General features: G+C 65.0%; 23 protein-coding genes. 12 read left to right on the top strand and 11 right to left on the bottom strand.

Features of this window, described 5'->3' with window-relative positions; all coding sequences use genetic code 11:
* Nucleotides 1-3: 3 nt before the first annotated feature.
* Nucleotides 4-513, bottom strand: a complete 510-nt coding sequence (locus C8C95_RS19630) for a hypothetical protein (protein WP_133246250.1) — start codon at nt 511-513, stop codon at nt 4-6.
* Between the two features lie 16 nt (nt 514-529).
* On the opposite strand from C8C95_RS19630, the gene C8C95_RS19625 reads away from it, so the two are divergent.
* Nucleotides 530-1,537 (top strand): LysR family transcriptional regulator, encoded by a 1,008-nt coding sequence (locus C8C95_RS19625; protein ID WP_165836559.1) that lies wholly within the window; start codon nt 530-532, stop codon nt 1,535-1,537.
* A gap of 14 nt (nt 1,538-1,551) precedes the next feature.
* Here C8C95_RS19625 and C8C95_RS19620 read toward each other — a convergent pair whose 3' ends face one another.
* Both C8C95_RS19620 and hrpA read right to left on the bottom strand, forming a co-directional pair.
* The gene (locus tag C8C95_RS19620) at nt 1,552-2,514 is read right to left on the bottom strand and encodes a tripartite tricarboxylate transporter substrate binding protein (protein ID WP_116749673.1); all 963 of its coding nucleotides are present in this window, start codon (nt 2,512-2,514) and stop codon (nt 1,552-1,554) included.
* Between the two features lie 338 nt (nt 2,515-2,852).
* Nucleotides 2,853-6,851, bottom strand: coding sequence for an ATP-dependent RNA helicase HrpA (gene hrpA, locus C8C95_RS19615; RefSeq protein WP_243415787.1), 3,999 nt, complete (start codon nt 6,849-6,851; stop codon nt 2,853-2,855).
* 512 nt (nt 6,852-7,363) lie between these two features.
* Between hrpA and C8C95_RS19610 the strand changes: the two genes are divergently transcribed.
* The 3 genes from C8C95_RS19610 to argA all read left to right on the top strand — a co-directional run bounded on the left by C8C95_RS19610 (nt 7,364) and on the right by argA (nt 9,704).
* The gene (locus tag C8C95_RS19610) at nt 7,364-7,609 is read left to right on the top strand and encodes a hypothetical protein (RefSeq protein WP_116750373.1); all 246 of its coding nucleotides are present in this window, start codon (nt 7,364-7,366) and stop codon (nt 7,607-7,609) included.
* A gap of 164 nt (nt 7,610-7,773) precedes the next feature.
* Nucleotides 7,774-8,271 carry a hypothetical protein gene (locus C8C95_RS19605; protein ID WP_116749672.1) on the top strand — a complete coding sequence of 166 codons (498 nt, stop codon included), beginning with the start codon at nt 7,774-7,776 and terminating at the stop codon, nt 8,269-8,271.
* Between the two features lie 86 nt (nt 8,272-8,357).
* Complete coding sequence (argA, locus tag C8C95_RS19600; RefSeq protein ID WP_015014347.1) at nt 8,358-9,704, top strand: amino-acid N-acetyltransferase; 1,347 nt, start codon at nt 8,358-8,360, stop codon at nt 9,702-9,704.
* On the opposite strand, the gene bla is transcribed toward argA, so the two are convergent.
* Complete coding sequence (gene bla / locus C8C95_RS19595) at nt 9,701-10,615, bottom strand: class A beta-lactamase (protein ID WP_116749671.1); 915 nt, start codon at nt 10,613-10,615, stop codon at nt 9,701-9,703. The genes argA and bla overlap by 4 nt on opposite strands.
* 113 nt (nt 10,616-10,728) lie before the next feature.
* On the opposite strand from bla, the gene C8C95_RS19590 reads away from it, so the two are divergent.
* A complete protein-coding gene (locus tag C8C95_RS19590; protein ID WP_116749670.1) occupies nt 10,729-11,619 on the top strand; it encodes a LysR family transcriptional regulator in 891 nt (296 codons plus the stop codon).
* A gap of 86 nt (nt 11,620-11,705) precedes the next feature.
* Here C8C95_RS19590 and C8C95_RS19585 read toward each other — a convergent pair whose 3' ends face one another.
* Nucleotides 11,706-13,334, bottom strand: coding sequence for an HD family phosphohydrolase (locus C8C95_RS19585; protein ID WP_116749669.1), 1,629 nt, complete (start codon nt 13,332-13,334; stop codon nt 11,706-11,708).
* A gap of 91 nt (nt 13,335-13,425) precedes the next feature.
* On the opposite strand from C8C95_RS19585, the gene C8C95_RS19580 reads away from it, so the two are divergent.
* The 3 genes from C8C95_RS19580 to C8C95_RS19570 all read left to right on the top strand — a co-directional run bounded on the left by C8C95_RS19580 (nt 13,426) and on the right by C8C95_RS19570 (nt 15,501).
* Nucleotides 13,426-14,427 carry a rhodanese-related sulfurtransferase gene (locus C8C95_RS19580; RefSeq protein ID WP_116749668.1) on the top strand — a complete coding sequence of 334 codons (1,002 nt, stop codon included), beginning with the start codon at nt 13,426-13,428 and terminating at the stop codon, nt 14,425-14,427.
* A complete protein-coding gene (locus C8C95_RS19575) occupies nt 14,424-15,095 on the top strand; it encodes a glutathione S-transferase (RefSeq protein WP_116749667.1) in 672 nt (223 codons plus the stop codon). The genes C8C95_RS19580 and C8C95_RS19575 overlap by 4 nt, the downstream gene beginning before the upstream one ends.
* Nucleotides 15,096-15,282: 187 nt before the next feature.
* Nucleotides 15,283-15,501, top strand: coding sequence for a hypothetical protein (locus C8C95_RS19570; protein ID WP_116749666.1), 219 nt, complete (start codon nt 15,283-15,285; stop codon nt 15,499-15,501).
* Between the two features lie 134 nt (nt 15,502-15,635).
* On the opposite strand, the gene C8C95_RS19565 is transcribed toward C8C95_RS19570, so the two are convergent.
* From C8C95_RS19565 to C8C95_RS19540, 6 genes are all read right to left on the bottom strand, one after another.
* Nucleotides 15,636-16,172 (bottom strand): disulfide bond formation protein B, encoded by a 537-nt coding sequence (locus C8C95_RS19565; RefSeq protein WP_056746679.1) that lies wholly within the window; start codon nt 16,170-16,172, stop codon nt 15,636-15,638.
* A gap of 56 nt (nt 16,173-16,228) precedes the next feature.
* The gene (locus C8C95_RS19560; protein WP_116749665.1) at nt 16,229-17,353 is read right to left on the bottom strand and encodes a sulfate ABC transporter ATP-binding protein; all 1,125 of its coding nucleotides are present in this window, start codon (nt 17,351-17,353) and stop codon (nt 16,229-16,231) included.
* Nucleotides 17,354-17,365: 12 nt separating this feature from the next.
* Nucleotides 17,366-18,268, bottom strand: coding sequence for a sulfate ABC transporter permease subunit CysW (gene cysW / locus C8C95_RS19555; RefSeq protein WP_116749664.1), 903 nt, complete (start codon nt 18,266-18,268; stop codon nt 17,366-17,368).
* Entirely contained in the window at nt 18,265-19,134 is an 870-nt protein-coding gene (cysT, locus tag C8C95_RS19550) for a sulfate ABC transporter permease subunit CysT (protein WP_056746214.1), read from the bottom strand. The genes cysW and cysT overlap by 4 nt, the downstream gene beginning before the upstream one ends.
* A 37-nt stretch (nt 19,135-19,171) precedes the next feature.
* Nucleotides 19,172-20,176, bottom strand: coding sequence for a sulfate ABC transporter substrate-binding protein (locus C8C95_RS19545; RefSeq protein WP_056067832.1), 1,005 nt, complete (start codon nt 20,174-20,176; stop codon nt 19,172-19,174).
* Between the two features lie 231 nt (nt 20,177-20,407).
* Nucleotides 20,408-20,992 (bottom strand): alpha/beta hydrolase, encoded by a 585-nt coding sequence (locus C8C95_RS19540; protein WP_116750372.1) that lies wholly within the window; start codon nt 20,990-20,992, stop codon nt 20,408-20,410.
* A 289-nt stretch (nt 20,993-21,281) separates the two neighbouring features.
* On the opposite strand from C8C95_RS19540, the gene C8C95_RS19535 reads away from it, so the two are divergent.
* The 4 genes from C8C95_RS19535 to C8C95_RS19520 all read left to right on the top strand — a co-directional run bounded on the left by C8C95_RS19535 (nt 21,282) and on the right by C8C95_RS19520 (nt 25,715).
* Nucleotides 21,282-22,943: a methyl-accepting chemotaxis protein gene (locus C8C95_RS19535; protein ID WP_116749663.1), complete on the top strand. Its 1,662-nt coding sequence runs from the start codon at nt 21,282-21,284 to the stop codon at nt 22,941-22,943.
* Nucleotides 22,944-23,084: 141 nt separating this feature from the next.
* Nucleotides 23,085-23,993, top strand: a complete 909-nt coding sequence (locus C8C95_RS19530; RefSeq protein ID WP_116749662.1) for a hypothetical protein — start codon at nt 23,085-23,087, stop codon at nt 23,991-23,993.
* Nucleotides 23,994-24,090: 97 nt separating this feature from the next.
* Entirely contained in the window at nt 24,091-24,630 is a 540-nt protein-coding gene (locus tag C8C95_RS19525; protein WP_116750371.1) for a sigma-70 family RNA polymerase sigma factor, read from the top strand.
* Nucleotides 24,627-25,715: an ankyrin repeat domain-containing protein gene (locus C8C95_RS19520; protein WP_116749661.1), complete on the top strand. Its 1,089-nt coding sequence runs from the start codon at nt 24,627-24,629 to the stop codon at nt 25,713-25,715. Before C8C95_RS19525 ends, C8C95_RS19520 begins: the two co-directional genes overlap by 4 nt.
* The last annotated feature ends 4 nt before the right edge of the window (nt 25,716-25,719 follow it).

Genomic DNA, 25,719 nt, shown 5'->3' with positions numbered 1-25,719 from the left:
GCACTATCCGGTGATCGCCTTGACCTCTCCAGCGGGCAGGATACGGGCCTCGATCACTGAAAACGAGCCCCCCGCCAGAAGCACGTGCCGAACCGAGAAGCCGGCGGCTAACAGCAGGCTGTGAAAATCCGTCGCCGTGCGCACGCTGCCCATCAGGTCCGACCAGCCTCCCCAGGCTTGCGGCGACCACCACTGCGCATGCGAACTCAGTCCCAGTGCGGCATCGCGGCGTAGCAGATCGCCGGTTGTGGTCAGTCTGCACTGCCCGTGGCCGTCAAGACCCAGCACGCCCAGCGCGGCGAGGCCGCGCAACAACCGATGCAATGCGTCTGCATCGCAGTCACAGACCTTGACCAGATTGACCACCTGCATCACGCCCGAGGCCACATGGTCCGCCAGACCCAATCTGGCCGCCACGCCGATCGCCTGCGTGGCCCAGCTACCGCCAATCAGCTCCAACAGCTGGTGCGCAGCGGCGCGCTGCTCGGCAGTTGCCAATGTCTGCATGGTCACGGCACACTCCCTCGAAATGGACAAGCTCAAAGCCATTCAGTATTTCCTCGCCGCCACGCAGGCCGGCAGCCTGTCGGCTGCTGCGCGCCAGCAGAATGTAAGTTTGCAAGCCGTGGCCAAGCTGGTGGGAGCGCTCGAAGCACAGCTCGGCACCAAGCTGTTCCAGCGTGGGAGTCGCGGGCTCGCGCTGACCGCCGACGGCGTGCAGTACGCCGAGGCCTGCGCGCCGTTGCTGGCGCAATTGCAGGCTGCCGATGACGGGCTGCGTCAGGCCCGGCAGCGCCCGCAGGGCACGCTGGTGATCGGCGGTACGCCTTTCTTCTTGCAGCACTTTGTCGTGCCGGCACTGCCGGCCTTTCATGCCAACCATCCAGACCTGACGATCGACCTGCGCACCGTCGTCCATCTGGAAGAAGCCGCCGCGCGTGAATGTGATCTCCTTGCACTGCATGGATGGTTCGAGGCCGGCGACTGGGTTCGAAGAGAGTTGCCGGTAATGCCCCAGGTCACGGCAGCCACTTCCGCATACTGGAAGCGCTACGGCATGCCGCGTCACCCGAGTGACTTGGCCGACCACAATTGCCTCTGCTACCGCAACCCCTACGGCAAGCTGCTGGACCTTTGGCGATATGGCCAGACTGGCAAACAGGGCCACGTTGTCGAGCAGGTGGTTGTGCGGGGTTGGCTGCATTCGAACCATCGTGACCACCTGCTTGAACTGGCTTTGGGGGGCGCAGGGGTGATGCGGATTGCACATGTCTCAGGGCACGTTGATCCAACCCGTGGGTTGCTGGTGCCGGTGCTGCTGGACTGGGAAGTGCTGGACCCACCGCCGCTGGCCCTCTATTTCCGCCCCGAACTGCGCAGAACCTTGCGCTTGCGTGTCTTTGCAGATTTTGTTGCGGCCCGCTGCGCCGATCTGGCGCAACAGACAACGGCCCTGGGACAGTCGAGCGTTGACAGCAGGCCCGCATGGCACCATGGCAGCAGTCGGCGCGCATCGAGCTGGCTGACCCAGCGCTGAACACCTTCACGCAATCAATCGATGCTGGCGCCAGTCTCCCGGACGTACTGAACATATTGGGCCTCCGCTTGCAACATCAGTTCGCGGGTCTCGGACGGTGCGCGTGCAGATCCAAAGATCATCAGCTGCTCCATTTCCTGCCTGAAGTCGCTCGTCTGAACGGCTTGGCGCACAGCAGCGGACAGGCGTTCAACGATTTCCGAAGACAGTTTGGGAGGTCCCAGCAGGAAGTGCGCCGTGATCAGCGGGCCCGCCGAGACCCCGGACTCGGCCAATGTAGGTACCGCCGGCAGCGAGGCGATGCGTTCGGCCATGCTGCAGCCGAGCATCGTCAGACGTCCTGACCGGACATGGGGCATGCTCGCCCCCAGCGGCAAAACGGCCGCCTGCACGCGCCCCTCCAGCAGGTCCGGCATCATCTGCGGAGCGCCCTTGTAAGGCACACGCTCCAGCTTGAAGCCCAGCGCGCCAGTGATCTGGCCCGCCACCATGTCCTCCGAGACGTTGTTAGATCCACGCATCAGCGGTTGCGCGCTGGCTTTTGCGTAGGCCGCAAACTCGGTCAGCGTCTTGGCTGGCAAGCTGCCGGGCACAACCAGGCATTGCGTGTTGCCACCGAGGGTCGATATCGGCGAGAACTCCATGAGGGACTTGTAGGGTGCCGCCTTGCTCAAGTGCGGCAGGCCCGCGTTGGAGGCCAGGGCAAAGAGCAAGGTGTAGCCGTCCGGAGCAGCCCCCAGCACCGCACCCGCGCCGATCCCGGTGTTGCCTCCAGGGCGGTTCTCCACCAGTACCTGCTGGCCGAGCCCCGCACTCAAACCCTTGGCCAGCGCACGCGCCGCGGCATCGCTCGGACCGCCAGCGATGATCGGAACGATCAGCCGAATGGGCTTGTTCGGATAGGTGGTCTGTGCCCCGGCCGAAGCCGTGAGTACCGTCAGCACGCCCACCACAATGCCTGTCTTCAGTCGGTTCATTGCATGCCCCCAAGCAGAGTCAATGGAGCGCAGTATGGACGGCAGAAGCCACGCAAGGAAGACGGTTGACGTTGTGGCTGGCCTGAACTTCTGGTTCAGCCTGCGTCTTGAACAAAACTGCGATACCAGCGCCTCAATGTCGCACGCCGAGGGCGGCAACTACCAGCCGCCAAGATGCCGAAGTGCAGCGATGGGGCCACCGCAGACAGCTGGCACTACCTTGCAGCCGCTCGCCCCATAGCAGCACGCACACGCCTTAAGCAGGCGCCGGTCGCGATCGGTTCACTGAGCCAACGTTCTCCCACCTCGGGCCGAGACGAAGGCTTCTTTTCTCCATTTCAGCTCTGAATTTGCGCCCACAGCTTGTCCAGCCGCTTCACGCTGACCGGCTGGGGCGTGCGCAGCTCTTGCGCAAAGAAGCTCACGCGCAGTTCCTCCAGCAGCCAGCGCAGCTCTTGCATGCGGGCATCCACCGCGCCCTTGCGCTCGGCGACCAGGCGCCAGTAGCGCTGCTCTTGCGGGCGCAGCTCGGCCAGCTTGGCGGCGTCGCGGGCGGGGTCGGCGCGGTATTTGTCCAGGCGCAGGGTGATGGCCTTGAGGTAGCGGGCGTAGTGGGCCAGTTGCGCCCACGGGGCCACGGCGATGAAGTTCTTGGGGACCAAGCGTTGCAGCTGCTGCATGGCGTCCGCTGTCGCGTCGGGCGCGTTCTTGGTGTCTTTGATCTTGCGCGCGGCGGCCGCGTATTCAGTAAGGATGGTGGCAGCCAGGCGGGCGACCTCGTTGGCGATCAGCGTGAGGCGGCCCCGGCCTTCTTCCACGCGGCGCTTGAAGGCGTATTCGTCGGTGGGCAGCGGGTCGAGCAAAAAGGCGCGATCCAGCGCCACGTCGATGATCTGGGTGCGCAGCTCTTCCTGTGTTCCCAGCGGCATGTAGGCCACGGCCATCTTCTGCAGGTCGGGGATGTTCTTTTCGAGGTACTTGAGGGCGTCCTTGATCTGCAGCGCAAACAGGCGGCGCAGGCCCGCGCGGTGCTTGGCGGCAGCCACTTCGGGTTCGTCGAAGACTTCGATGGTCACGGCGTCGCCGCCGTCGATGAGGGCCGGAAAGCCGATCAGCGTCTGGCCGGCCTTCCTGATCTCCATGAGTTCGGGCAGCTCGCCGAATGTCCAGGTGGTGTAGCGCTGGCCTGCAGGGGTCGATGGTGCAGCGGGTGCGGAATGCGTCGTGCTGCCTGGCTTGGCCGCTGGGCCTGGCCCACTAACTCCTGATTTGATAGCACCATGGGCATAATTCTCCGGCGCTTGCGGCGCTTTTTGCTTCAAATCTGCTGCATCGGCGGCTGTACTGCCCAATTTGAGCCCCGCCAGCGCCTGGAACGCGCCCCGCGCCTTGGCGCCCCACTCGGCCTTGAGTGCGCCCAGGTTGCGGCCATGCCCCAGCTGGCGGCCATGCTCGTCCACCACGCGGAAGTTCATGAACAAATGGGGGCTGAGCATGTCGAGCTTGAAGTCGGCGCGCTTCACGTCGAGCGAGGTTTCGTCGCGCACCTGCTTGAGCAGCACCTCGGTCAGGCTGCCGGTGCCAAAGCGCTCGGGTGCGCCCAGCAGCTCGGCCAGGCGCGTGGCGCTGTCGGGCAGCGGCACAAAGCGGCTGCGCGGGCGCTGGGGCAGGCTTTTGAGCAGGGCCTGGATCTTGTCCTTGAGCATGCCGGGCACCAGCCACTCGCAGCGCTCGTCGCTCACCTGGTTGAGTACAAAGAGCGGGATGGTCACGGTGATGCCGTCACGCGCATCACCGGGCTCGTGTAGATAGCTGGCAGCGCAGTCCACACCACCCAGGCGCACTGTTTTGGGAAAGGCGTTGGTGGTGATGCCTGCGGCCTCGTGGCGCATCAGCTCTTCGCGGGTGAGCTTGAGCAGATCAGGCTGTTTTTTACTTTCTTCGCGGTACCACGCCTCAAAGCTGTGGCCGCTACAGACATCGGGCGGCAGCTGCTGGTCGTAGAAGGCGTAGATGAGTTCGTCGTCCACCAGCACGTCCTGCCGGCGGGATTTGTGCTCCAGCTCTTCGACCTTGGCGATCATCTTCTGGTTGGCGGCCAGGAAGGGCAGGCGCGTCTCCCAGTTGCCACCCACCAGGCCTTCGCGGATGAACACCTCGCGCGCAGCGTGCGGGTCTACCTTGCCAAAGTTCACGCGGCGGTTGTTGTAGACCACGATGCCGTAGAGCGTGGCGCGCTCCAGCGCCACCACCTCGGCGGACTTCTTCTCCCAGTGCGGGTCCAGCAGCTGCTTTTTGAGCAAATGGCCGCCAATCTGCTCCAGCCACTGCGGCTCGATGGCGGCGATGCCCCGGCCAAACAGGCGCGTGGTCTCGACCAGTTCCGACGCGATGATCCAGCGGCCGGGCTTTTTGTTCAGGTGCGCGCCGGGGTGCTTGTAGAACTTGATGCCACGCGCGCCCAGGTACCAGTCTTCCTCGTCACTCTTGCAGCCTACGTTGCCCAGCAGCCCGGCCAGCATGGACAGGTGCAGCTGCTCGTAGCTCGCGGGTTGCGTGTTGATCTGCCACTTGTGCTCGGTCACCACCGTGAGCAGCTGGGTGTGGATGTCGCGCCACTCGCGCAGGCGGCGGATGCTGATGAAGTTCTGGCGCAACAGCTGCTCGTACTGGCGGTTGCTGAGCTTGTGGGTGGCGGCTGGGGCCACAGCGGCACCTGCGGGTGCAGGTGCAGGAGGCGCTGCCGCTGGACTGCCCCCGCCGCTGCGCTGCGCCACCGGCAGATACGCCTGCGAAGGCGCCTTCTGCGCGGCCATGGCCTTTTGGGCGCGGGCCGACGGCAGGCTGGGCGCCCCGCCCCGGGCCTCGTTGATCCACTTCCACAGCTTCAGATACCCGCTGAACTCGCTCTTGTCGTCGTCGAACTTGGCGTGCGCCTGGTCGGCCTGCTGTTGTGCCTCCATGGGGCGGTCGCGCACATCCTGCACGCTCAGTGCGCTGGCGATGATGAGCACCTCGTCCAGCGCCTTGCGGTCGCGCGCCTCGATGATCATGCGGCCCACGCGCGGGTCGAGCGGCAGGCGCGACAGCTCCACCCCCATGGGGGTGAGTTCGTTCGCATCGTCCACCGCACCCAGCTCGGCCAGCAGCTGGTAGCCGTCGGCAATCGCGCGGCCCGAAGGCGCCTCGATGAACGGGAACTGCGTGACATCGCCCAGGTGCAGCGACTTCATGCGCAGGATGACGCCCGCCAGCGAGCTGCGCAGGATTTCGGGGTCGGTAAAGCGCGGGCGGCTGTTGAAGTCCGCCTCGTCGTACAGGCGGATGCAGATGCCGTTGGCCACGCGCCCGCAGCGGCCCGCGCGCTGGTTGGCGGCGGCCTGGCTGATGGGCTCCACCAGCAGCTGCTCCACCTTGCTGCGGAATGAATAGCGCTTGACGCGCGCTGTGCCTGCGTCAATCACGTAGCGGATACCCGGCACCGTGAGCGAGGTCTCGGCCACGTTGGTCGCCAGCACGATGCGGCGGCCCGTGTGGCCGTCAAAGATGCGGTCCTGCTCGGCCTGACTGAGGCGCGCGAACAGCGGCAGCACCTCGGCATTGCGCATGACGGGCTGGTGCGAGAGGTGCTTGCGCAGGTGGTCGGCAGCCTCGCGGATCTCGCGTTCACCGGGCAAAAAGACCAGGACGTCGCCCGCCGCATTCCCCTGCCACAGCTCGTCCACGCCATCGGCAATGGCCTCGTTCAGACCGTAGTCGCGGCTCTCTTCGAACGGGCGGTAGCGCTGCTCCACCGGAAACGTGCGGCCCGACACCATGATGACCGGGGCCGGACCCTTGGCGCTTTCAAAGTGCTTGGCAAACCGGTCGGCATCAATCGTGGCCGATGTGACGATGACTTTCAGGTCCGGCCGACGCGGCAGGATCTGGCGGATGTAGCCCAGCAAGAAGTCGATGTTGAGGCTGCGTTCGTGCGCCTCGTCAATGATGATGGTGTCGTAGTTTTTCAGCAGCGGGTCGGTCTGCGTCTCGGCCAGCAAGATGCCGTCGGTCATCAGCTTGACGGACGCATCGCGGCTCAAGCGGTCCTGGAACCGCACCTTGAAGCCCACCACGTCGCCCAGCGGCGTGTTCAGCTCTTCGGCAATGCGCTTGGCCACGCTGCTGGCCGCAATGCGGCGTGGCTGGGTGTGGCCAATCAGCTGCCCTTTCTGTCCCGGCTTGGCATTGCACTTGCCACGGCCCAGCGCCAGCGCAATCTTGGGCAGCTGGGTGGTCTTGCCCGACCCCGTTTCACCGCAGACGATGATCACCTGGTGCTTGGTGATGGCCTCCATGATCTCGTCGCGCTTGCCCGACACCGGCAACGACTCGGGGAACGTGATGCGCAGCGGCGCTGGCGGCGCGGCGGGTGCAGATACGGGTGCAGATACGGGTGCTGGAGCAGGAACGCGGGACAACGCAGGCAAACGCGGATCAGAAGAAGACATAGGCCCGCATTATCGATAGCAGCACCCTGCCCCCTGCGCTGCATCTGTGCTTTTGGTACGACATTTCGCCGCGTTTTCAGCGCTTTTCGTTGCCAAAGCCCGCCAGCGCCGCCAAAATCGCGCCCATTCTTCGCAAGCCCCTGTTCAGCGCCACCCTCGGCGCACGGCCCGAACGAACCCCTGGAGGTCCCCGACATGTCTGCCCTTTACGCCGCACCCGTCTGACCACAGTCCACCGCCCCGGCTGGATTGTGCACACACAGTTCAGCCATGGCAAATGCACCCGCGCACTCTTTCATGCGCTCCGCAAGCCCTGGCTCCATCGCCGGGGTTTTTTGTTTGTGGAGTACGTGCACACCATGAGTGCCAAAAAACTGTCTCGGGCCTTCGCCCAGGGCGAAATCAAGAAGCTGCGTCGCATGAAGCAGCCCCTGGTGCTGAAGCTCGAAGCCTCGGGCCCGCCCCGAAACCCTGTGGCCGCAGCGCTGGCCCAACGCAGCCTGTCCAGCGCGGCAGGCAAGCACATCCGAAGCCGTGGGGCCCAACGCCGTGCGGACAACGTCGCCCTGCGCAAGGCGATACAGAGCCCCTTCTTGAGCGATTGACATGTCGCCATTCATCCACCCACCCACTGCCGCCACACCAGCGGCATCTCACCACGCGCCTTACACCCGGAGCGGCAGCACCCTGCGGGGCGTGACACCCAGCCATGCAACAGCTAAACCATCACACCACCGCCGCATCGGGGCGCAAACCACCAAGGATCACCATGGCCAGCGGGTTTTCCGAGTCCAGTGACGGGCTGCACTACGCAGAGCACATCTCGGTGCCGATGCGCCTCTTTGTGGGCGCCATTGCGCTGGGCATGTTCCTGATTCCTGTTCCCTTTGTGATGCACGCCACGGCCCGGACGCCGTGGCTGCACCTGCTGTTGGCCGCCGCGTGTGTGGTGGCGGCCTGCGCCATGGGTGCGCTGTTTTTGGCGATTGCTCTGGGGCGGGTGCTGACGCTACATTTCGACCCAGCCAGGCGCCAGGTGCGGCGCACCTCGCGCTGGCCGCTGGTGGGCCGCACTGTGCACATTGCGTTCGATCGCTTTGCACCACCAGAGGTGGTGGAACGCACCTCAGAAGACGGCCCCTACCATGTGCTGCGCCTGACAGTGCGTGGCGAGCGCCCCATGCACCTGGGCGGGTTTGACCGGCGGGAAGATGCCGAACGCTGGCGCAGCCGCATCGCAGCGCTGTTCGTTGGTCACCCTGGCTGAGCGTGCAAATCCCCGCACCCGGTCGCTAAGGACACTTATCATTCGCTCCTCGCGCATTACCACCACTGCCCCAAACACCTTTCTCCATGTCCGCCGTCTTCAATTTCACCTTCGTCCCCTGGTTCCGCTCGGTGGCGCCCTACATCCACAAGTTCCGCAACCAGACGTTTGTGATCGGGCTGACGGGTGAGGCGATTGCGGCCGGCAAGCTGCACAGCATTGCGCAAGACCTGGCACTGATCCAGGCCATGGGCGTGAAGATCGTGCTGGTGCACGGTTTTCGCCCGCAGGTGAACGAGCAGCTGGCGGCCAAGGGGCATGCGGCCAAGTATTCGCATGGCATCCGCATCACTGACTCTGTGGCGCTCGACTGCGCGCAGGAGGCCGCCGGGCAGTTGCGCTACGAGATCGAGGCAGCGTTCAGCCAGGGCCTGCCCAACACGCCGATGGCGGGCGCCACGGTGCGCGTGATCTCGGGCAACTTCCTCACGGCGCGGCCCGTGGGCATTGTGGATGGTGTGGATTTTCAGCACTCGGGCCTGGTGCGCAAGGTGGACGTGGCCGGCATCCAGCGCACGCTGGACATGGGCGCGCTGGTGCTGCTGTCGCCGTTCGGCTTTTCGCCCACGGGGGAGGCCTTCAACCTGAGCATGGAAGAAGTGGCCACCAGCGTGGCCATCGAGCTGCGGGCCGACAAGCTGATCTTTTTGACCGAGGTGCAGGGCATCCGCATGTCGCCCACCGAGCCCGAGAGCGACGACAACCCCATTGACACCGAGCTGCCGCTGGCCGCCGCGCAGGCCCTGCTGGCCCAGTTGCCGCCCGCCCAGCAGCCCACCGACACGGGCTTTTACCTGCAGCACTGCGTGAAGGCCTGCAAGGCCGGCGTGGAGCGCAGCCACATCTTGCCGTTTGCGGTGGATGGCTCGCTGCTGCTGGAGGTCTATGTGCACGACGGCATCGGCACCATGGTCATCGACGAAAAGCTGGAAGAGCTGCGCGAGGCCACGATTGACGACGTGGGCGGCATCCTGCAGCTGATCGAACCCTTCGAGAAGGACGGCACGCTGGTCAAGCGCGACCGCACCGAGATCGAGCGGGACATCGCCACCTACACCATCATCGAACACGATGGCGTGATTTTTGGCTGCGCCGCGCTCTACCCCTACCCCGAAGCCAAGACGGCCGAGATGGCCGCCGTGACGGTATCACCGCAAAGCCAGGGCACGGGCGACGGCGAAAAGCTGCTCAAGCGCATCGAGCAGCGCGCGCGCCTGCTGGGGCTTGACAGCATCTTTGTGCTGACCACCCGCACCATGCACTGGTTCATCAAGCGCGGCTTCTCCCCCGTGGATCCGGACTGGCTGCCCGACGCCCGCAAGCGCAAGTACAACTGGGACCGCAAGAGCCAGGTGCTGGTCAAGAAGCTCTAAGCACGGGTGAAAGTCTCGCGTGCGGCCGCCACGGCGCGCGCCACCTGGGCAATCGCCGCATCCCGCTGCTCGGGCGGCGCAATGGAGCGCGTGAGGTAGCAGGTCACCAGCACCGGTGCGCCGCCGCCTTGCGGCCACAGCACGCCGATGTCGTTGGCCGTGCCGCTGTCGCCCGCCGTGCCCGTCTTGTCGCCCACCTTCCAGCCCGGCACACCGGCGCGCAGGCGTTTGTCGCCCGTGCTGGTCTCCACCAGCCAGCGCTGCAGCCAGGCCCGGGACATGGGGCTGAGCGCGTTACCCAGCACCAGTTTTTGCAGGGTCTGCAGCATGGCCAGCGGAGTGGTGGTGTCACGCGGGTCGCCCACGGCAGCCTCATTCAGCGTGGGCTCGGTGCGGTCCAGCCGCGTGACCTCGTCACCCAGCGAACGCACGAACGCGGTGAACCCGGCCGGGCCGCCATGGCGGGCCAGTAGCACATTGGCAGCGGTGTTGTCGCTCAGGCTGACGGTGGCAGAGCACAGCTCACCCACCGTCAGGCCGCCACCATCGCCCGCGCGCGGGCCGCTGACGGGCGAGTACGCCACCACGTCGGTGGCCGGGTAATGCACGCGCGCATCCAGCCGCTCCTTGCCCTGGTCCACCAGAGCCAGCATCCAGCCGGCCAACACCAGCTTGAAGGTGCTGGCCATGGCAAAACGCTCGTCCTGCCGCCAGCCCAGCGCCAGGCCCGACCCGGTGTCCAGCATGGCCACCCCCAGGCGGCCCTGGGCGGCGCGTTCGATGCTGGCGAGGGCATCGTTCCATGCGCTGGCGGTCTGCTCGCGGCGGTCTGAGTTGCTGGCAGCTGCACAACCCCATAACGGCATGGCCGTGGCGGCCATCAAACCCAAGGAAAACTGTCTTCTTTGCATATCGATTGAAAGCGTAGTGGGGAACAAGGCCCGAACGATACGGAGGTTCAGCCCCCAGTACCATCGACAATAATTGCCAAAAGCCCCAAGAAAAACTTTGACCTTTTGGCGCCATGCACCTGCCACTCAATGCCCTGCGGGCCTTCGAGGCCTCGGCCCGCCACCTGAACCTCACGCGCGCAGCCCAGGAGCTGCACGTGACCCAGACCGCCGTGAGCCAGCACATCCGCAAGCTGGAGGACCGGCTGGGCAAACCGCTGTTTCGCCGCCTGCCACGCGGCCTGGCGCTGACGGATGAAGGCCAGGCCCTGCTGCCGGTGGTGGTGGAATCGTTTGGCAACCTGCAGCGCGCACTGGAGAAGCTGGGCGACACCCGCCCGCGCGAGGTGCTGACCGTGGGCGCCGTGGGCACATTCGCGGTGGGCTGGCTGCTGCCCCGGCTGCGCGACTTTCAGCAGGCCTGCCCCTTTGTGGACCTGCGCCTGCTCACGCACAACAACCGGGTGGACATGGCGGGCGAAGGGCTGGACTACGCCATCCGCTTTGGCGACGGTGCCTGGCACGGCACGCAGGCCGACCGCATCATGGATGCGCCCATGTCCGTGATGTGCTCGCCCGCCTTGGCCCGTGGCCTGCGCACGATGGCCGACCTGGCGCGCCAGCCCTTGCTGCGCAGCTACCGCACCGACGAATGGACGGCCTGGTTCGAGGCTGCGGGTGCGCCATGCCCCGTGGTGCGTGGCGCGGTGTTCGACTCGTCCCTGACGCTGGCCGAAGCGGCGGCGCAGGGCGCGGGCATGGCACTGTTGCCAGTGAAGATGTTCGCGCGCGAACTGCAGCAGGGCCGCCTGGCGCAGCCCTTTGCACAAGAGCTGCACCGGGGCGCCTACTGGCTGACCCGCTTGCAATCGCGCACCACCACGGGGGCCATGGCAGCGTTCCGGGACTGGCTGATGTCACAGGCCAGCGTCACAGTGGGTGCCGGGGCTGAAGAATTGGAATGATTTTGGCCGGTTGCGCTAGTGGATCATGCCCTATAAGCTATCAATTACATAGCAAACATACGCCGTGATGCACGGGTGCAGCGGTGTCAAAACCCCATCGCCGCCACATCCACCCCGTCCACCTGCCCCGCATCCAGAAACTGCTGGCCATAGCGCAGGTACACCCCTTCGCGCACAAACACCTCGAACAGGTCGGGGTCGATGTGCCCGTTGTCTCGCATCCTGCACATGATGGCCAGCGCCTGCGACAGGGTCATGCCACTCTTGTAGGGCCTGTCTGCGGCCGTCAGCGCCTCAAAGATGTCGGCAATGCCCATCATGCGGGCCTGCAGCGACATCTGCTGGCGCGTGAGGCCACGCGGATAGCCCTTGCCGTCCATGCGTTCGTGGTGGCCCCCAGCGTACTCGGGCACGTTCTGGAGGTGGCGCGGCCAGGGCAGCGTCTCCAGCATCTTGATGGTGGCAACGATGTGGTAGTTGATGGTGTCGCGCTCGGCCTGGTTCAGCGTGCCGGAGCGGATGGTGAGGTTCTCCACCTCCTCCCCCGTCAAAAAGCTCGTTTGCACACCCTGCGGGTTGCGCCAGTGGCGCATGGCGGCAATATCGCGCACACGCTGCTGGTCTTCGGGGCGCATGGCCTCGGTGCCGGTGTTGCTGCGGCGCAGAAACTCGCGGTCTTCCTCCAGCGCATGGATCTCGTGCTGCAGGGCCTGCAGCTCCTGGCCTTCAGCCCGTGCATCCACCACCGGACGCAACGCCAGCTGGCGGCGCAGCGCGGCCAGTTCGGCATCGCGCTTGAGCACTTCAAACCGCGTGTCCACCAGGCCGATGCGGTCGTAGATGGTCTGCAGCTTGGTGGCCTTGTCCACCACGTGCACAGGCGTGGTGATCTTGCCGCAGTCGTGCAGCAGGCCCGCCATCTTGAGCTCGTAGCGGTCGCGGTCGCTCATCTTGAACGCGGCCAACGGCCCTTCGCGCGTGGCATCCACGGCCTCGGCCAGCATCATGGTGAGCGCGGGCACGCGCTGGCAGTGGCCGCCGGTATAGGGCGATTTTTCGTCGATGGCCAGGTTGATGAGGTTCACGAACGACTCGAACAGGCGTTCGAGCTGCGTGATGAGCAGCCGGTTGGTGAGCGCAATGGCCGCCTGCGAGGCCAGCGACTCGGCCAGGCTCTGGTCGGCCTGCGAGAAGGTGATGACCTCGCCCGTGTCCGGGTCGCGCGCATTGATGAGCTGCAGCACGCCGATGAGTTCGAGGTCGTGGTTCTTCATCGGCACCGTGAGGAACGACTGCGACCGATAGCCCGTGCGCTGGTCAAACGCGCGCGTGCCCGAAAAATCAAACCCTGCCGCGCTGTATGCGTCGGCAATGTTCACCGTGCGGTCGTGGATGGCCGCGTGGGCCGCCACCAGCGAATCATTGGGCCCGCCGTCGGCCGTGCGCAACGGTAACAGCGGCAGGTCGATGGGTTTGCCCGTGGTGCCCCCCAGGTTGATGCTCAGCGAGTCGGTGCGCAATATCTCGAACTTGAGGGCCGACTGGTCTTCCGTCACGCTGTAGAGCGTGCCGCCGTCGGCCCCGGTGATGGTCTTGGCGGCCTCCAGGATGTTCTCCAGCAGCCGGTCGATGTCCCGCTCGCGCGAGAGCGCAGCGCCAATGCCGTTGAGCTGCTCCAGCCGACGGAACAGATTGAGAGTGGATTCCTTGCTCATGCGACCACCTTGCAAGCAGCGTTGGTAACCCCGCATCGTAACGAAAGGTGACAGCTATCATCCCCCTTCCTGTTTCAAAAACGCCTTTTTCGTGGACTCGGTCACACCCCGCTATCTCACTGCCGCGCTTTATCAGTTCGTGGACCTGCCAGACTTTGCCGCCCTGCGCGAGCCCCTGCAGTCCCTGTGCGACGCGAACGGCGTGCGCGGCATACTGTTGCTGGCGCCCGAGGGCATCAACGGCACCATTGCGGGCGAACCGCAGGGCGTGCATACGGTGTTGGCCTGGCTGCGCAACGATGCGCGCTTTGCCGCCTTGCAGCACAAGGAGGCGCTGGCCGAGCGCATGCCCTTCTACCGCATGCGTGTACGGCTCAAGCGCGAGATCGTCACCCTGGGCGTGCCGGGCCTGAACCCTGCACGCAACGCGGGCACCTATGTGAAGCCCGAACACTGGAACGCCCTCATCGACGACCCGGGCGTGGTGGTGGTGGACACGCGCAATGACTACGAGGTGGGCATTGGCACGTTTGAGCGCGCCATCAACCCGCACACGCAGACCTTTGCGGAGTTTCCGGCCTGGGTAGAAAAAGAGAAACAATCCGGCGGCGTGCTGGCGGGCAAGCCCAAAGTCGCCATGTTCTGCACGGGCGGCATCCGCTGCGAAAAGTCCACCGCGTTCCTCAAGTCGCAAGGCTTTGACGAGGTATACCACCTGGAAGGCGGCATCCTCAAGTACCTGGAAACCGTGCCCGAAGAATCCAGCCGCTGGCACGGTGACTGCTTTGTGTTCGACGAACGCGTGTCCGTAGGCCATGGCCTCGCACCGGGCCACCACCAGCTGTGCCGATCCTGCCGCATGCCGCTGGGCGAAGCCGAGTTGCAATCACCGCACTACGTGCCCGGTGTGAGCTGTCCGTATTGCCACGGCACCCGCACCCCCGAGCAGGAACGCGCCCTGGCCGAGCGCGAGCGGCAGATGCAGCTGGCCCGGCAGCGTGGGCAAGAGCACATCGGCGCGCAGCAACCCGGCCGCCCCACACGCGCTGTGGCCAAGCACGCGGAGGACGATGGCATGGATGGCACAACATGACCGCGCTGCCCGTCCTGTACTCGTTCCGCCGCTGCCCCTATGCCATGCGCGCCCGCCTGGCCCTGGCCGTGAGCGGCCAGGTTTGCGAACTGCGCGAGGTGGTGCTCAAAAGCAAGCCCCAGGGGTTGCTGCAGGCATCGCCCAAGGGCACGGTGCCCGTGCTGGTGTTGCCCAGCAGCCAGGTGCTGGAGCAGAGCCTGGACATCATGCTGTGGGCGCTGCGACAGCACGACCCTGAAGGCTGGCTCACCCCCAGCCATGGCAGCCTGGAAGACATGCTCGCGCTGATTGCCGAATGCGATGGCCCGTTCAAGCAGGCGCTGGACCGGTGCAAGTACCCCAGCAGATACCCGGACGCTGACATGGGCGCGGAACACGCCCAAGCCGTGGCCTGGTTGGGTGCGCTGGAGGCGCGCCTCTCACCACATCAGCCTTACCTGTTCGGCACCAACGCGGCCCTGGCCGACATGGCGATTGCGCCTTTTGTGCGGCAGTTTGCAGGCATTGATGCCGACTGGTGGACCGCACAGCCGTGGCCCCGCCTGCAGGCTTTGCTGGCGCAATGGCAGGCCAGTCCGCTGTTTGGCCAGGTGATGCCCAAACTGCCCGCATGGGTTGACGGTACGCAAGGCGTACCGTTCCCGCATGGCACCGTTATGTCAGGCTGAAGCGGTCGCACTGGAACCGCTTGAGATTGGTGCTTTGGGTACCATCTCTTCTACAAAACACCATGCTCCGTGACGCTAGAGGTTGCCACGGAGCAACCCCTCTTCGCTTCATGCACAGCACAGCCTCCTCAGGGCTTTACCGCGCAGAGCCATCTCCAAGCCACCCCATCGACCCTGTAGCCCCTGCATGAAAATCATCGACGAAATGTTGAACCTGGACCTGCTCACACACGAGCAGCACCTGCAAATCAGTGCATGGATCGCGCGCTCCGCGTCGCCGGAAGAGATATTGCAAATGCCTGCGCCACTGTGGCAGGCCGTAGAACGCGCCAGCCAGACCATGGGCATCAACGAAGACCTTCTGCGTACGCCATCGCTGGACGCCGGGGACGTGGTGCTTGGATAGCCAACCTTGTGCGCTTTCATGCGGCCAGGTGGAACTGCGCTCGGAGCAGGAACACCGGCGCTGGCAGCCCTTCCCATAACGAAAAAGGCGCTCCCTGGAGCGCCTTTTTCATCCAAGCCCATGCCTCACAGGCATCAAGCCATCGAATAACCAGAGCCTCGCTTGTTGCCACCCTTCAGCGCCCGCACCAGCACAGCCAGCAGCACCAAGCCAAACCCCACGAAGCAGATGAACGACCAGTTGGCAATCGAGCCACCCAGGAAGGTCCAGTCGATCGCAGTGCAATCGCCCGAGCCCCGGAAGATCATGGGGATGGCGCGGCTGATGGGGTAGTTTTCGATCATGCCGTAAAAGTCGCGGCCGCAGGTAGCGATCTCCGGCGGGTACCACTGCAGCCAGCTCTGGCGAGCCGCCACAAAGGCGCCAAACCCGGCAGTGATCACGGCCAGCACCGCCCAGGTCATCCACCAGCCCCGATTGCCTCGCGCACTCGCCAGGGCCGTGAATACAGCAACACCAATGAGCGCATACCGCTGCACGATGCACATGGGGCAAGGCTCCAGGCCCACCACATGCTGCAGGTACATGCCAAACGCCAGCATCGCCACACAGGCCACGCTGATCAGCGCCAGCACGCGACGCGGGGCCTGATCAATCCAGTTCAACACCATCATTCTTGTCCCTCGAAACCGCAGGTTACCCAGAGAGGCCTCGAAGGAGAAGCAACTCAGATACCGGCGGCGTGATCCAGAAAAACGCGGGCGCGGCGTGGTGTCACCACCAGCGTCTCACCCTCCTTGAAACCCATGTCCTTGAACTGCTGCGCAGGGATCTGCGCTTCGATCAGGGATTCTGGGGACGCATTGTCCGCTGGTTTGTGATCGTCGGTCGGAATAAGTTCCAGGCGCGCAATGGGGCCCACCACAATGGCGCGGCTCAGCTGGGCCACGATGCCACGGGGACGGCCTTCGGCGTCCAGGCCCGCGCCGGGGGAGTAGCGCTCCACGTCCAAGTCGTGCGGGCGCACATAGGCAAAGGCCTTGGCGTTCTGCGCCGCCTGGTGCTCGGGCGAGTCAAGCTGCATGCCGTCCAGGTGCACCAGGCCTTCGTGGGCGCGGCCGTGGAACAGGTTCACGTCACCCAAAAAGCCGTAGACAAACGGGCTGGCAGGCTGGTCCCAAACCTGCTGGGGGGAGCCGCTTTGCTCGATCTTGCCCTGATTGATCACCACCACGCGGTCCGCCACTTCCAGGGCTTCTTCCTGGTCGTGGGTCACGAAGATGCTGGTCACATGCAGCTCGTCGTGCAGGCGGCGCAGCCAGCGACGCAGCTCCTTGCGCACCTTGGCGTCCAGCGCGCCAAAGGGTTCGTCCAGCAGCAGCACCTTGGGCTCCACAGCCAGCGCGCGAGCCAGCGCAATGCGTTGGCGCTGGCCGCCCGAGAGCTGCGAGGGGTAGCGCTCGGCCAGCCAGTCGAGCTGCACCAGCTTGAGCAGGTCCATGACCTTCTGCTTGATCTGCGCTTCGCTGGGGCGCTCGCCGCGGGGCTTCACGCGCAGGCCGAAGGCCACGTTCTCGAACACGGTCATGTGGCGGAACAGCGCGTAGTGCTGGAACACGAAGCCCACGTTGCGCTCGCGCACATGCACGTCGGTGGTGTCTTCGCCGCTGAAGTGGATGGTGCCCACGTCGGCCGTCTCCAGGCCCGCGATGATGCGCAGCAGCGTGGTCTTGCCGCAGCCCGAGGGGCCGAGCAGCGCAATGAGTTCGCCCGAGGCAATGTCCAGGCTCACATCGCGCAGGGCCTGGAAGTCTCCAAACTGCTTGCTGACGTTACGGATTTCGATGCTCATGTTCTGTTTCCTTCACACGCCAGCGGGCGCGGGGCGCTCGGGCGGCAATTCGGCGGCGGCCTTCAGGGCCTGTTCGTTGCGGTGCTCGGCAATGGTCTTGATGACCAGGGTGACCAGGGCCAGCAAAGCCAGCAGCGAGGCCGCAGCAAACGCAGCCACGGACTGGTACTCGTTGTAGAGAATTTCGACGTGCAGCGGGATGGTGTTGGTCTGCCCACGGATGTGGCCCGACACCACCGACACGGCACCAAACTCGCCCATGGCTCGCGCGTTGCACAAGATCACGCCGTATAGCAGGCCCCACTTGATGTTGGGCAGCGTCACATACCAGAAGGTCTGCCAGCCGCTGGCACCCAGCACGATGGCGGCCTGCTCCTCGTCGTTGCCCTGCGCCTGCATCAGCGGGATCAGTTCTCGCGCGATGAACGGAAAGGTCACAAACACGGTGGCCAGCACGATGCCGGGCACGGCAAAGATGATCTTGATGTCATGCGCCTGCAGCCACGGACCAAACCAGCCTTGCGCGCCAAACATCAGCACATAGATCAGGCCCGCCACCACGGGCGACACCGAGAACGGCAGGTCCACCAGCGTGGTCAAGAAGGCCTTGCCCTTGAACTCGTACTTGGCAATGCACCACGCGGCTGCCACGCCGAACACGAGGTTCAGCGGTACAGCGATCAGCGCAGTGATCAGCGTGAGCTTGATGGCCGACCAGGCATCGGGCTCGCGCAGGCCCTCCAGGTACGCGCCAAAGCCCTTGCGCAGCGCCTCTGCAAACACGGCGGCCAGTGGCAACACCAGGAACAGCAGCATGAAGGCCAGCGCGATGGTGATCAGCGTATAGCGGACCCAAGGCGCCTCGGTGGTGCCAGCCTGTGCGCGGCGAACGGTTCGCGAGTTGTTGCCACTCATGCTGGAGCCCCCGCGTGGCGTCGCTGCCATGCCTGTAGTGCGTTGATGATCAGAAGCAGGATGAAGGAGATGACCAGCATCACCACGGCCACGGCCGTGGCGCCGGCGTAGTCGTACTGCTCCAGCTTGCCGATGATGATGAGTGGCGTGATCTCGGACACCATGGGCATGTTGCCCGCAATGAAGATCACCGAACCGTATTCACCCACGGCCCGCGCAAACGCCATGGCAAAGCCGGTGAGCAGCGCAGGCGTGATGGAGGGCAGGATGACCTTGGTGAACGTCTGCAGGCGTGTGGCGCCCAGGCAGGTGGCGGCTTCTTCAAGTTCCTTTTCGGCGTCTTCCAGCACCGGCTGCACGGTGCGGACCACGAAGGGCAGGCCGATGAAGATCAGCGCGATCACGATGCCCGCCGGCTTGAACGCGAGCTGGATGCCCATGGGCTCCAGAATGCTGCCCACCCAACCATTGCCTGCCAACAGTGCGGTCAGCGAGATGCCGGCCACAGCGGTGGGCAGCGCAAACGGCAAGTCCACCAGCGCGTCCACGATCTTCTTGCCCGGGAACTTGTAGCGCACCAGCACCCACGCGATCAGCAGGCCAAACACCAGATTGACCAGCGCCGCGAGAAACGATGCGCCAAAGGTCAGCCGGTACGACGCCATCACACGCGGTGCGCTGATGGCCGCCCAGAACTGGTCCCAGGTGAGCGTGAAGGTCTTGAAGATCAGTGCCGACAGCGGGATCAGCACGATGATGCTCAAGTAGAAAAGGGTGTAGCCCAGTGACAGCCCAAAGCCAGGCAGCACGCGCTTGGGCGCGCGCCGTCCGGCCGGGGCTGCGGCCACAGCGGTCGCAGTGGTCATAGATGCAGTGGTGAGTCGGGAAAAGCGCTGGGCCTATTTACTTGGCGCCGGGCGTGTACAGCTTGTCGAACTGGCCGCCATCATTGAAATGCACCTTCTGCGCTTCGGTCAGCGAGCCGAAGTACTTGGCCACCGTGAACTGCTTGAGCGGCTTGAAGGTGTCGGCGTACTTCTTGAGCACGGTCTCCGAACGGGGGCGGATGGCGTGCTTGGCTGCAATCTCTTGCGCTTCTTCCGAGTACAGGTAGTCCAGGTAGGCCTTGGCCAGTTGGGCCGTGCCCTTCTTGGCCACGGTGCGTTCCACCACGGCCACGGGGTTTTCAGCCACCACGCTCACCGAGGGGTAGATGGCATCGACCTTGCCCGCGCCGAACTCGCGGTCGATGGAGACCACCTCGGATTCAAAGGTGATCAGCACATCGCCCTGGTTGCGCTGCAGGAAGGTGGCCGTGGCATCGCGGCCGCCCTTGGCCAGAATAGGCACGTTCTTGTACAGCTTGCCGACAAACTCGGCGGCCTGCGCCTCGGTGCCACCCTTTTCACGCACGGCGCCCCAGGCGGCCAGGTAGGCATAGCGGCCGTTGCCGCCGGTCTTGGGGTTGACCACGATCACCTGCACGCCGGGCTTGATGAGGTCGTCCCAGTCTTTGATGTTCTTGGGGTTGCCGTTGCGCACCAGGAACAGCATGGTCGAAGTGGTGGGCGATGCGTCGTGCGGGAACTTCTTGGCCCAGTCCTTGGCAACCACGCCGTTGTCCGCCAGAAACTGTACGTCGGTGGTGGTGTTCATGGTGACCACGTCAGCAGCCAGGCCGTCGTTCACGGCACGGGCCTGGGCGCTGGAGCCGGCGTGCGACTGGTCGATCTTCACGTCCTGGCCGGTGGTCTTCTTGTAGTGCGCAGCGAAGGCCACGTTGTAGTCCTTGTAGAACTCGCGGGCCACGTCATACGACACATTGAGCAGCGAATTTTGAGCGGCAGCCATGCCGCTCGCGGCCAGGGCCAGAGAGGCCAGGAGGGTCTTGAGTTTCAAAGAAGTCATGGTGAAGTCGCCCAAAAAATGCAGGAGATTCCGCATTGTGCGGACCACCCCTTAAAACTCAAAAGAATATATTCTTGTTAATTAATCGAGAATTGGCATATAGACATCTCGAAGGGCGTGCCGGCGCCATGGCCCCAAACCGCACACTAGCTGCCCGGGCCTGACATTTCGGGTCCTGCAGGCTCCAAGCGCTGGTAACACATGCGCCGACAGCTATCGATTAGATAGCAATCAGGCGGCGGCCGGAGAAACCTGCGAATACCCTGGCGCTGGCTGGATGGTGCTGTGGTCGCCCTCCAGAGACTGCAGCAATGCCCAGCCCAGCGGCCATTCGCCATGGCCCGAGTCAATATTGATATGCCCCGCGTTCTGCATGCGCACAAACTCGCTGCCCCAGGCCCTGGCATAGGCGCCCGCTAGGCGAATGGGACAAAACGGGTCATTGCTGCTGGCCACCACGATGCTGCGGTAAGGCAACGCCGCGTAGGGCACGGGGGCAAAGTCGCTCAGGATGGCGCGGCGCTCGGGGTCGGCAGGAGCCACCAGCAAGGCGCCGCACACCTTGGCTGCAGCCTCCGGCCCCATGTGGGTGGTGGCAATACAGCCCAGGCTGTGCGCCACGATCACTACAGGGTGCGTTGCGGCCAGCACCGTCTTCTCCAGCTGGCTCACCCAGGCTGAACGCGTGGGCGTGATCCAGTCGTCCTGCACCACGCGGCGCGCGTGGGGCAGGCGCTCGGCCCACAGGCTTTGCCAGTGGCCGGGGCCCGAATCGCGCCAGCCGGGGACGATGATGATGGTGGTGGTGGTGGTCACAGGCAGGGATTCTGCGAGCCAGCCTTTAAAACCCAAACGACTTAATTCTTGTTATTTAATCTCCAAATCATCTAAAAAAGCGACTTCTGCTTGCCTCTTTCAAGCAATGACTATTGAGTAAATAAATTAAACCAACCGGTTTAATTTCAAACCGACGCGTACAATGTAACGAATTGCAAACAAGACACCTGGCGCCGTTCCGCACGACGGCCGCTGGTTGGGTTTGCATTGGCGGCTTGTCCCAGGTCGGTTCTTCCTTAGTCATCTTCACTTCAAGAGGCACCTTTCAATGCACACATGGAAAATCAGCCAGCGCCTGATGGCGGGCTTCGGTTTGGTCATCGTGGTCCTGCTCGGCATGTCGGTCTACAGCGTGCTCATTGCACGGGGCATTGATGCCGCCCTGACCGCCAATGCCACCCAAAACGCCGTCATCCAACGCGCTGCCATCAACTTCCGGGGCTCGGCGCACGACCGCTCCATCGCGGTGCGCGACGTGGTGCTGGCCCCCAACGACGACGCACGCAAGAAGGAAATCGAATCCATCGCACGGCTGGCGGACTTCTACGCCCAGTCCGCCACGCAGCTGGACAGCGTGCTGAAAACCGCCAAGGAGATTCCGCCCGAAGTGGCCCCTATGGTGCAGTCGCTCAAAGACATTGAAGCGCGTACGGTAGCCACCACTAGCAAGGTGGTCGCGCTGATGCAGTCCGGCGACCGCGCAGGCGCTGAAGCCATGCTCTGGACCGAGGCCAAGCCCCAGTACGAGCAATGGCTGGCAGCGGCCAACAAGCTCATCGACTACGAAGAAGCGCGCATCATCAAGAACAGCCAGACGGCCAACCAGGACGCGAGCCAGTTCACCGGCGTGATGCTGTCCATCACGCTGTTGGCGGTGCTGATCAGTGTGGCGGTGACGGTGCTGGTATCACGCAGCATTGGCCGCGAGCTGGGCGCTGAGCCCAGCGAAGTGCGCGCGGTGGTGCAAGCCATCCAGCAGGGCAACCTCACCACCCCAGTGCAAGTGAAGGCGGGCGACACCGGCAGCGTGATGGTGGCCGTGCGCGACATGCAACAGCGCTTTCATGAACTGGTCTCGGCCGTGCGCGACAACATTGCGCAGCTACGCACCACCAGCGACGACATCAGCAGTGGCAACCAGAACCTGGGCCACCGCACCGAACAAGCCGCCAGCAGCCTGGAGCAAACCGCCGCCAGCATGGAAGAGCTGACCGCCACCGTGCGCCAGAGCGCCGACTCGGCCCGCCAGGCCAACCAACTGGCCACCACCGCCGCCAGCACCGCCACCAAGGGCGGCGAGGTGATGCAGCAAGTGGTGAGCACGATGCAGGACATCCACCACAGCAGCCAGAAAATCGCCGACATCATCGGCGTGATCGACGGCATTGCGTTTCAGACCAACATCCTGGCGCTGAACGCTGCCGTGGAAGCAGCGCGCGCGGGTGAACAGGGGCGCGGCTTTGCGGTGGTGGCCACCGAGGTACGCAGCCTGGCACAGCGCAGCGCCGAGGCCGCCAAGGAGATCAAGGCGCTGATCCAGTCCAGCGTCGACAAGGTGGACTCGGGCACCCAGCTCGTGGCCAACGCGGGCGAGACCATGAACGAGATCGTGCAAGGCGTGCAGCGCGTGAACGGCATCATCGGCGAGATCAGCACCGCCGCTGCCGAGCAGAGCGACGGCATCTCGCAGGTCAACGTGGCTGTGACCCAGCTGGACCAGATGACGCAGCAAAACGGCGCGCTGGTGGGTGAAAGCACCGCTGCCGCAGAGAACCTGCGCCAGCAGGCCCAGCGGCTGGCGGAGCTGGTGGCCGTGTTCCAGGTCGGCGGCAGTGCTTCAGCAGGCATGGGACTCGATGCACCGCGTGCCACGCCAGTACATCGTGGCAATGCCCTGCCCGTCCCCGGCGTGCGACGCCTCGCACACTGAGACAGCATTGCGGACAGCAGGTCCGCCAGGGTGGGTGCAATGAGGTGCTGAAAAAATTCTTGAATTTTTCGGTACCCCTCAACCCCATTGCCCCGCCCCGTTCGTTTCACCCAGCACCACCACTTTTTTGATGGAGCTGCCATGAAACCCCGTTCACTCACCCTGCACGCCCTCGCCGCCCTGACAGCACTGCTGGGCCTGGCCCACCTGCCTGCCCAAGCCATTGGCCGCCTCGCCGACGTGACCATCGTGGACCGCGACACCGGCGCCACGCTGCCGGTGCACTACGCCCGGGGCGAATACTGGGTGGCCGGGCGGCCCGGGGCGCGGTATGCCATCACGGTGCGCAACCGGTTGGGCGAGCGGGTGCTGGCCGTGCCGTCGGTGGACGGCGTGAATGTGCTCAGCGGCGAAACCGCTGCGTGGGACCAGCGCGGCTATGTGTTCTCGCCCTATGAGCGTTACCAGATCACCGGCTGGCGCAAGAGCGACAGCCAGGTGGCGGCCTTCGAGTTTTCGCACATCGCCAACTCGTATGCCGCCCGCACGGGCCGCCCTGCGCATGTGGGCGTGATTGGCGTCGCCCTGTTCCGCGAACAGCCACCGATGCCCCAGCCTGCCCCCGCCATCACCCCCGAGCCCTACAGCCAGCGCCGCGACAACAGCCTGGGCCTCGGGCGTCTGCGGGAGGACCCCGCATCGCCCGCAGCCGCTGGGGCTGCCGGTGCGCCTGCTGCCCCAGCCCCATCGGCCGAGGCAGAGTTCTCTGCCCGCTCGCAATCTGCCGACAGTGTGGCCAAGGCCGTTCCCATGCCATCGGCCAAGCTAGGCACGGCGCACGGCCAGCGCGAGACCTCGGTTGTCACCCACACCAGCTTCACGCGCCTGCAAGAGCAGCCCAATGAAATCATCAGCATCCGCTACGACAGCCGCGAGAACCTGATCGCCAGCGGCGTGATCCGCGAGCCCATCGCCCGCCCCCACGTGCCCCATGTGCCGCGCGCGTTTCCGCAGTCGGACAACCTGTCGTACGTACCCGACCCACGGTAGGCCTGGGCCGGCCCGTGAGTGCATGAGGGTTTCGCATAATGCCCGGGTGCCTGCCGCCCCACCCTCTCACGATGCCTACGACGCCGACGAAGCGCTGATGCTGCTCTACGCCGGTGGCGACATGGCCGCGTTTGACCGGCTGTACGCCCGGCACGAGCTGGCCGTGTGGCGGTTTGTGTTTCGCAGCGTGAAGGTGCAAGCCGTGGCCGACGACCTGCTGCAGGACGTGTGGTTTGCGGTGGCGCGCAACGCTGCCCGCTACGAGGTCAAGGCCAGGTTCCGCACCTGGCTGTTCACCTTGGCACACCACCGGCTGGTGGACCACCTGCGTACCGCCAAACACCATGCCAGCCTGGATGCCAGCGACGACGATGCGCGCAGCTTGGCAGACACGCTGGTGGCGGACTCGGGCTTTGGGCCCGTGCGCCAGCTGCAGTCGCGCGAGCAGGCCGCCGCGCTCATCGCCGCCGTAGAGCAGTTGCCGCCAGAGCAGCGCGAGGCCTTTTTGTTGCAAGCCGAAGGAGATCTGAGCGTGCAGGAGATTGCCGAGACCACCGGCGTGAACTTTGAAACCGCCAAAAGCCGCCTGCGCTACGCGCGGGCCAGCCTGCGCCAGCACCTCAAGGAGTTTGTATGACCCGGCAGGATGACGAACTGGTCCGGCGCTACCACGAGGCCAGCGAACAGGAAGGCGCCCGCCCCGGCGTGCATGTGCGCGATGCCGTGCGTGCGCATGCACAGATGGTGGCAGCGGCTGCGGCATCAGCCACCCCGGTAGCAGCCCCTGCCGCCAACCAGGCACGCTGGAAGATTTCGGCCCTGGCCACCTTGGCCGTGGTGGGGCTGACTGGCTTGCTGATGCTGCAGTTTGAGCGCGGCACGCCCGAAGAGCGGGACACCGCTTTCAGTCACCGCCGGACCGAGTCGCCTGCGCAGGCTCCCACGGTCCCTGCCCCTGCGGCCACACCGACGCTCCCGCCACCGGCAGAGCCCCCATCGGTCACTCCGCCTGCACCGGAAAGCGCGCAGAAAAGTACGCGGAACAGCGCCGGCCCGTCGGCCGACGCCATGCTCCCCAAGCCCGCCACGGTAGCCCCCCCCGCGCCTGCGCAGACACCAGCACCCGCCCAGCCCGTAGCCAAGCCGGCTCCTGTGTCGCCTTCCACTGAGCAGGAAGCCCTGTCAGCACGTCGCGCAGCCGGGGCCCTCTCCGGTTTCCCAGCATCACCCCCCATGCCCTCGACGGCCGCAGCCCCCCGCGCCGAATCCAGTACCGAAAGGCGCGAACGCGCATCAGTCTCCCCTGCACCAGCCCTTCAAGAAACCGCTCCGGCTGCCCCCGCCGCAGCAGCTGCACCAGCCACCCGCGCCCCGCTGGCTGACTCTGCAGCGCGCGACCACCAGACGGCGGCTGCAGCCCCTGCCATGTCAAAAAATCTGGGCGCGGCCTCGCCCAACACCATCTGGGAGGCCGCCCGCTCGGGCCAACCCCAGCAGGTCGAAGCCCTCGTGCAACAGGGCACGCCAGTGGATGCCCGCGACCCCGAAGGAAAAACCGCCCTGATGCTGGCCGCCTTGAACGGCCACACCGCCACTGTGCAGCGGCTGCTGGCGCTGCGCGCCGACCCGGCGCTGGTGGACCGCGAAGGTCTGAATGCGGCACAGCTCGCGGCACAGCGGGGGCACACGCGCCTGGCAGAGCTGCTGGAAGCGGCCCGCTGAAAAG

This window comes from Acidovorax sp. 99 (genome assembly GCF_003096455.1).
Taxonomy (GTDB): domain Bacteria; phylum Pseudomonadota; class Gammaproteobacteria; order Burkholderiales; family Burkholderiaceae_C; genus Acidovorax; species Acidovorax delafieldii.
Note: the sequence above shows the minus strand (reverse complement) of the source record. Positions and strands in the feature narration are given on the sequence as shown.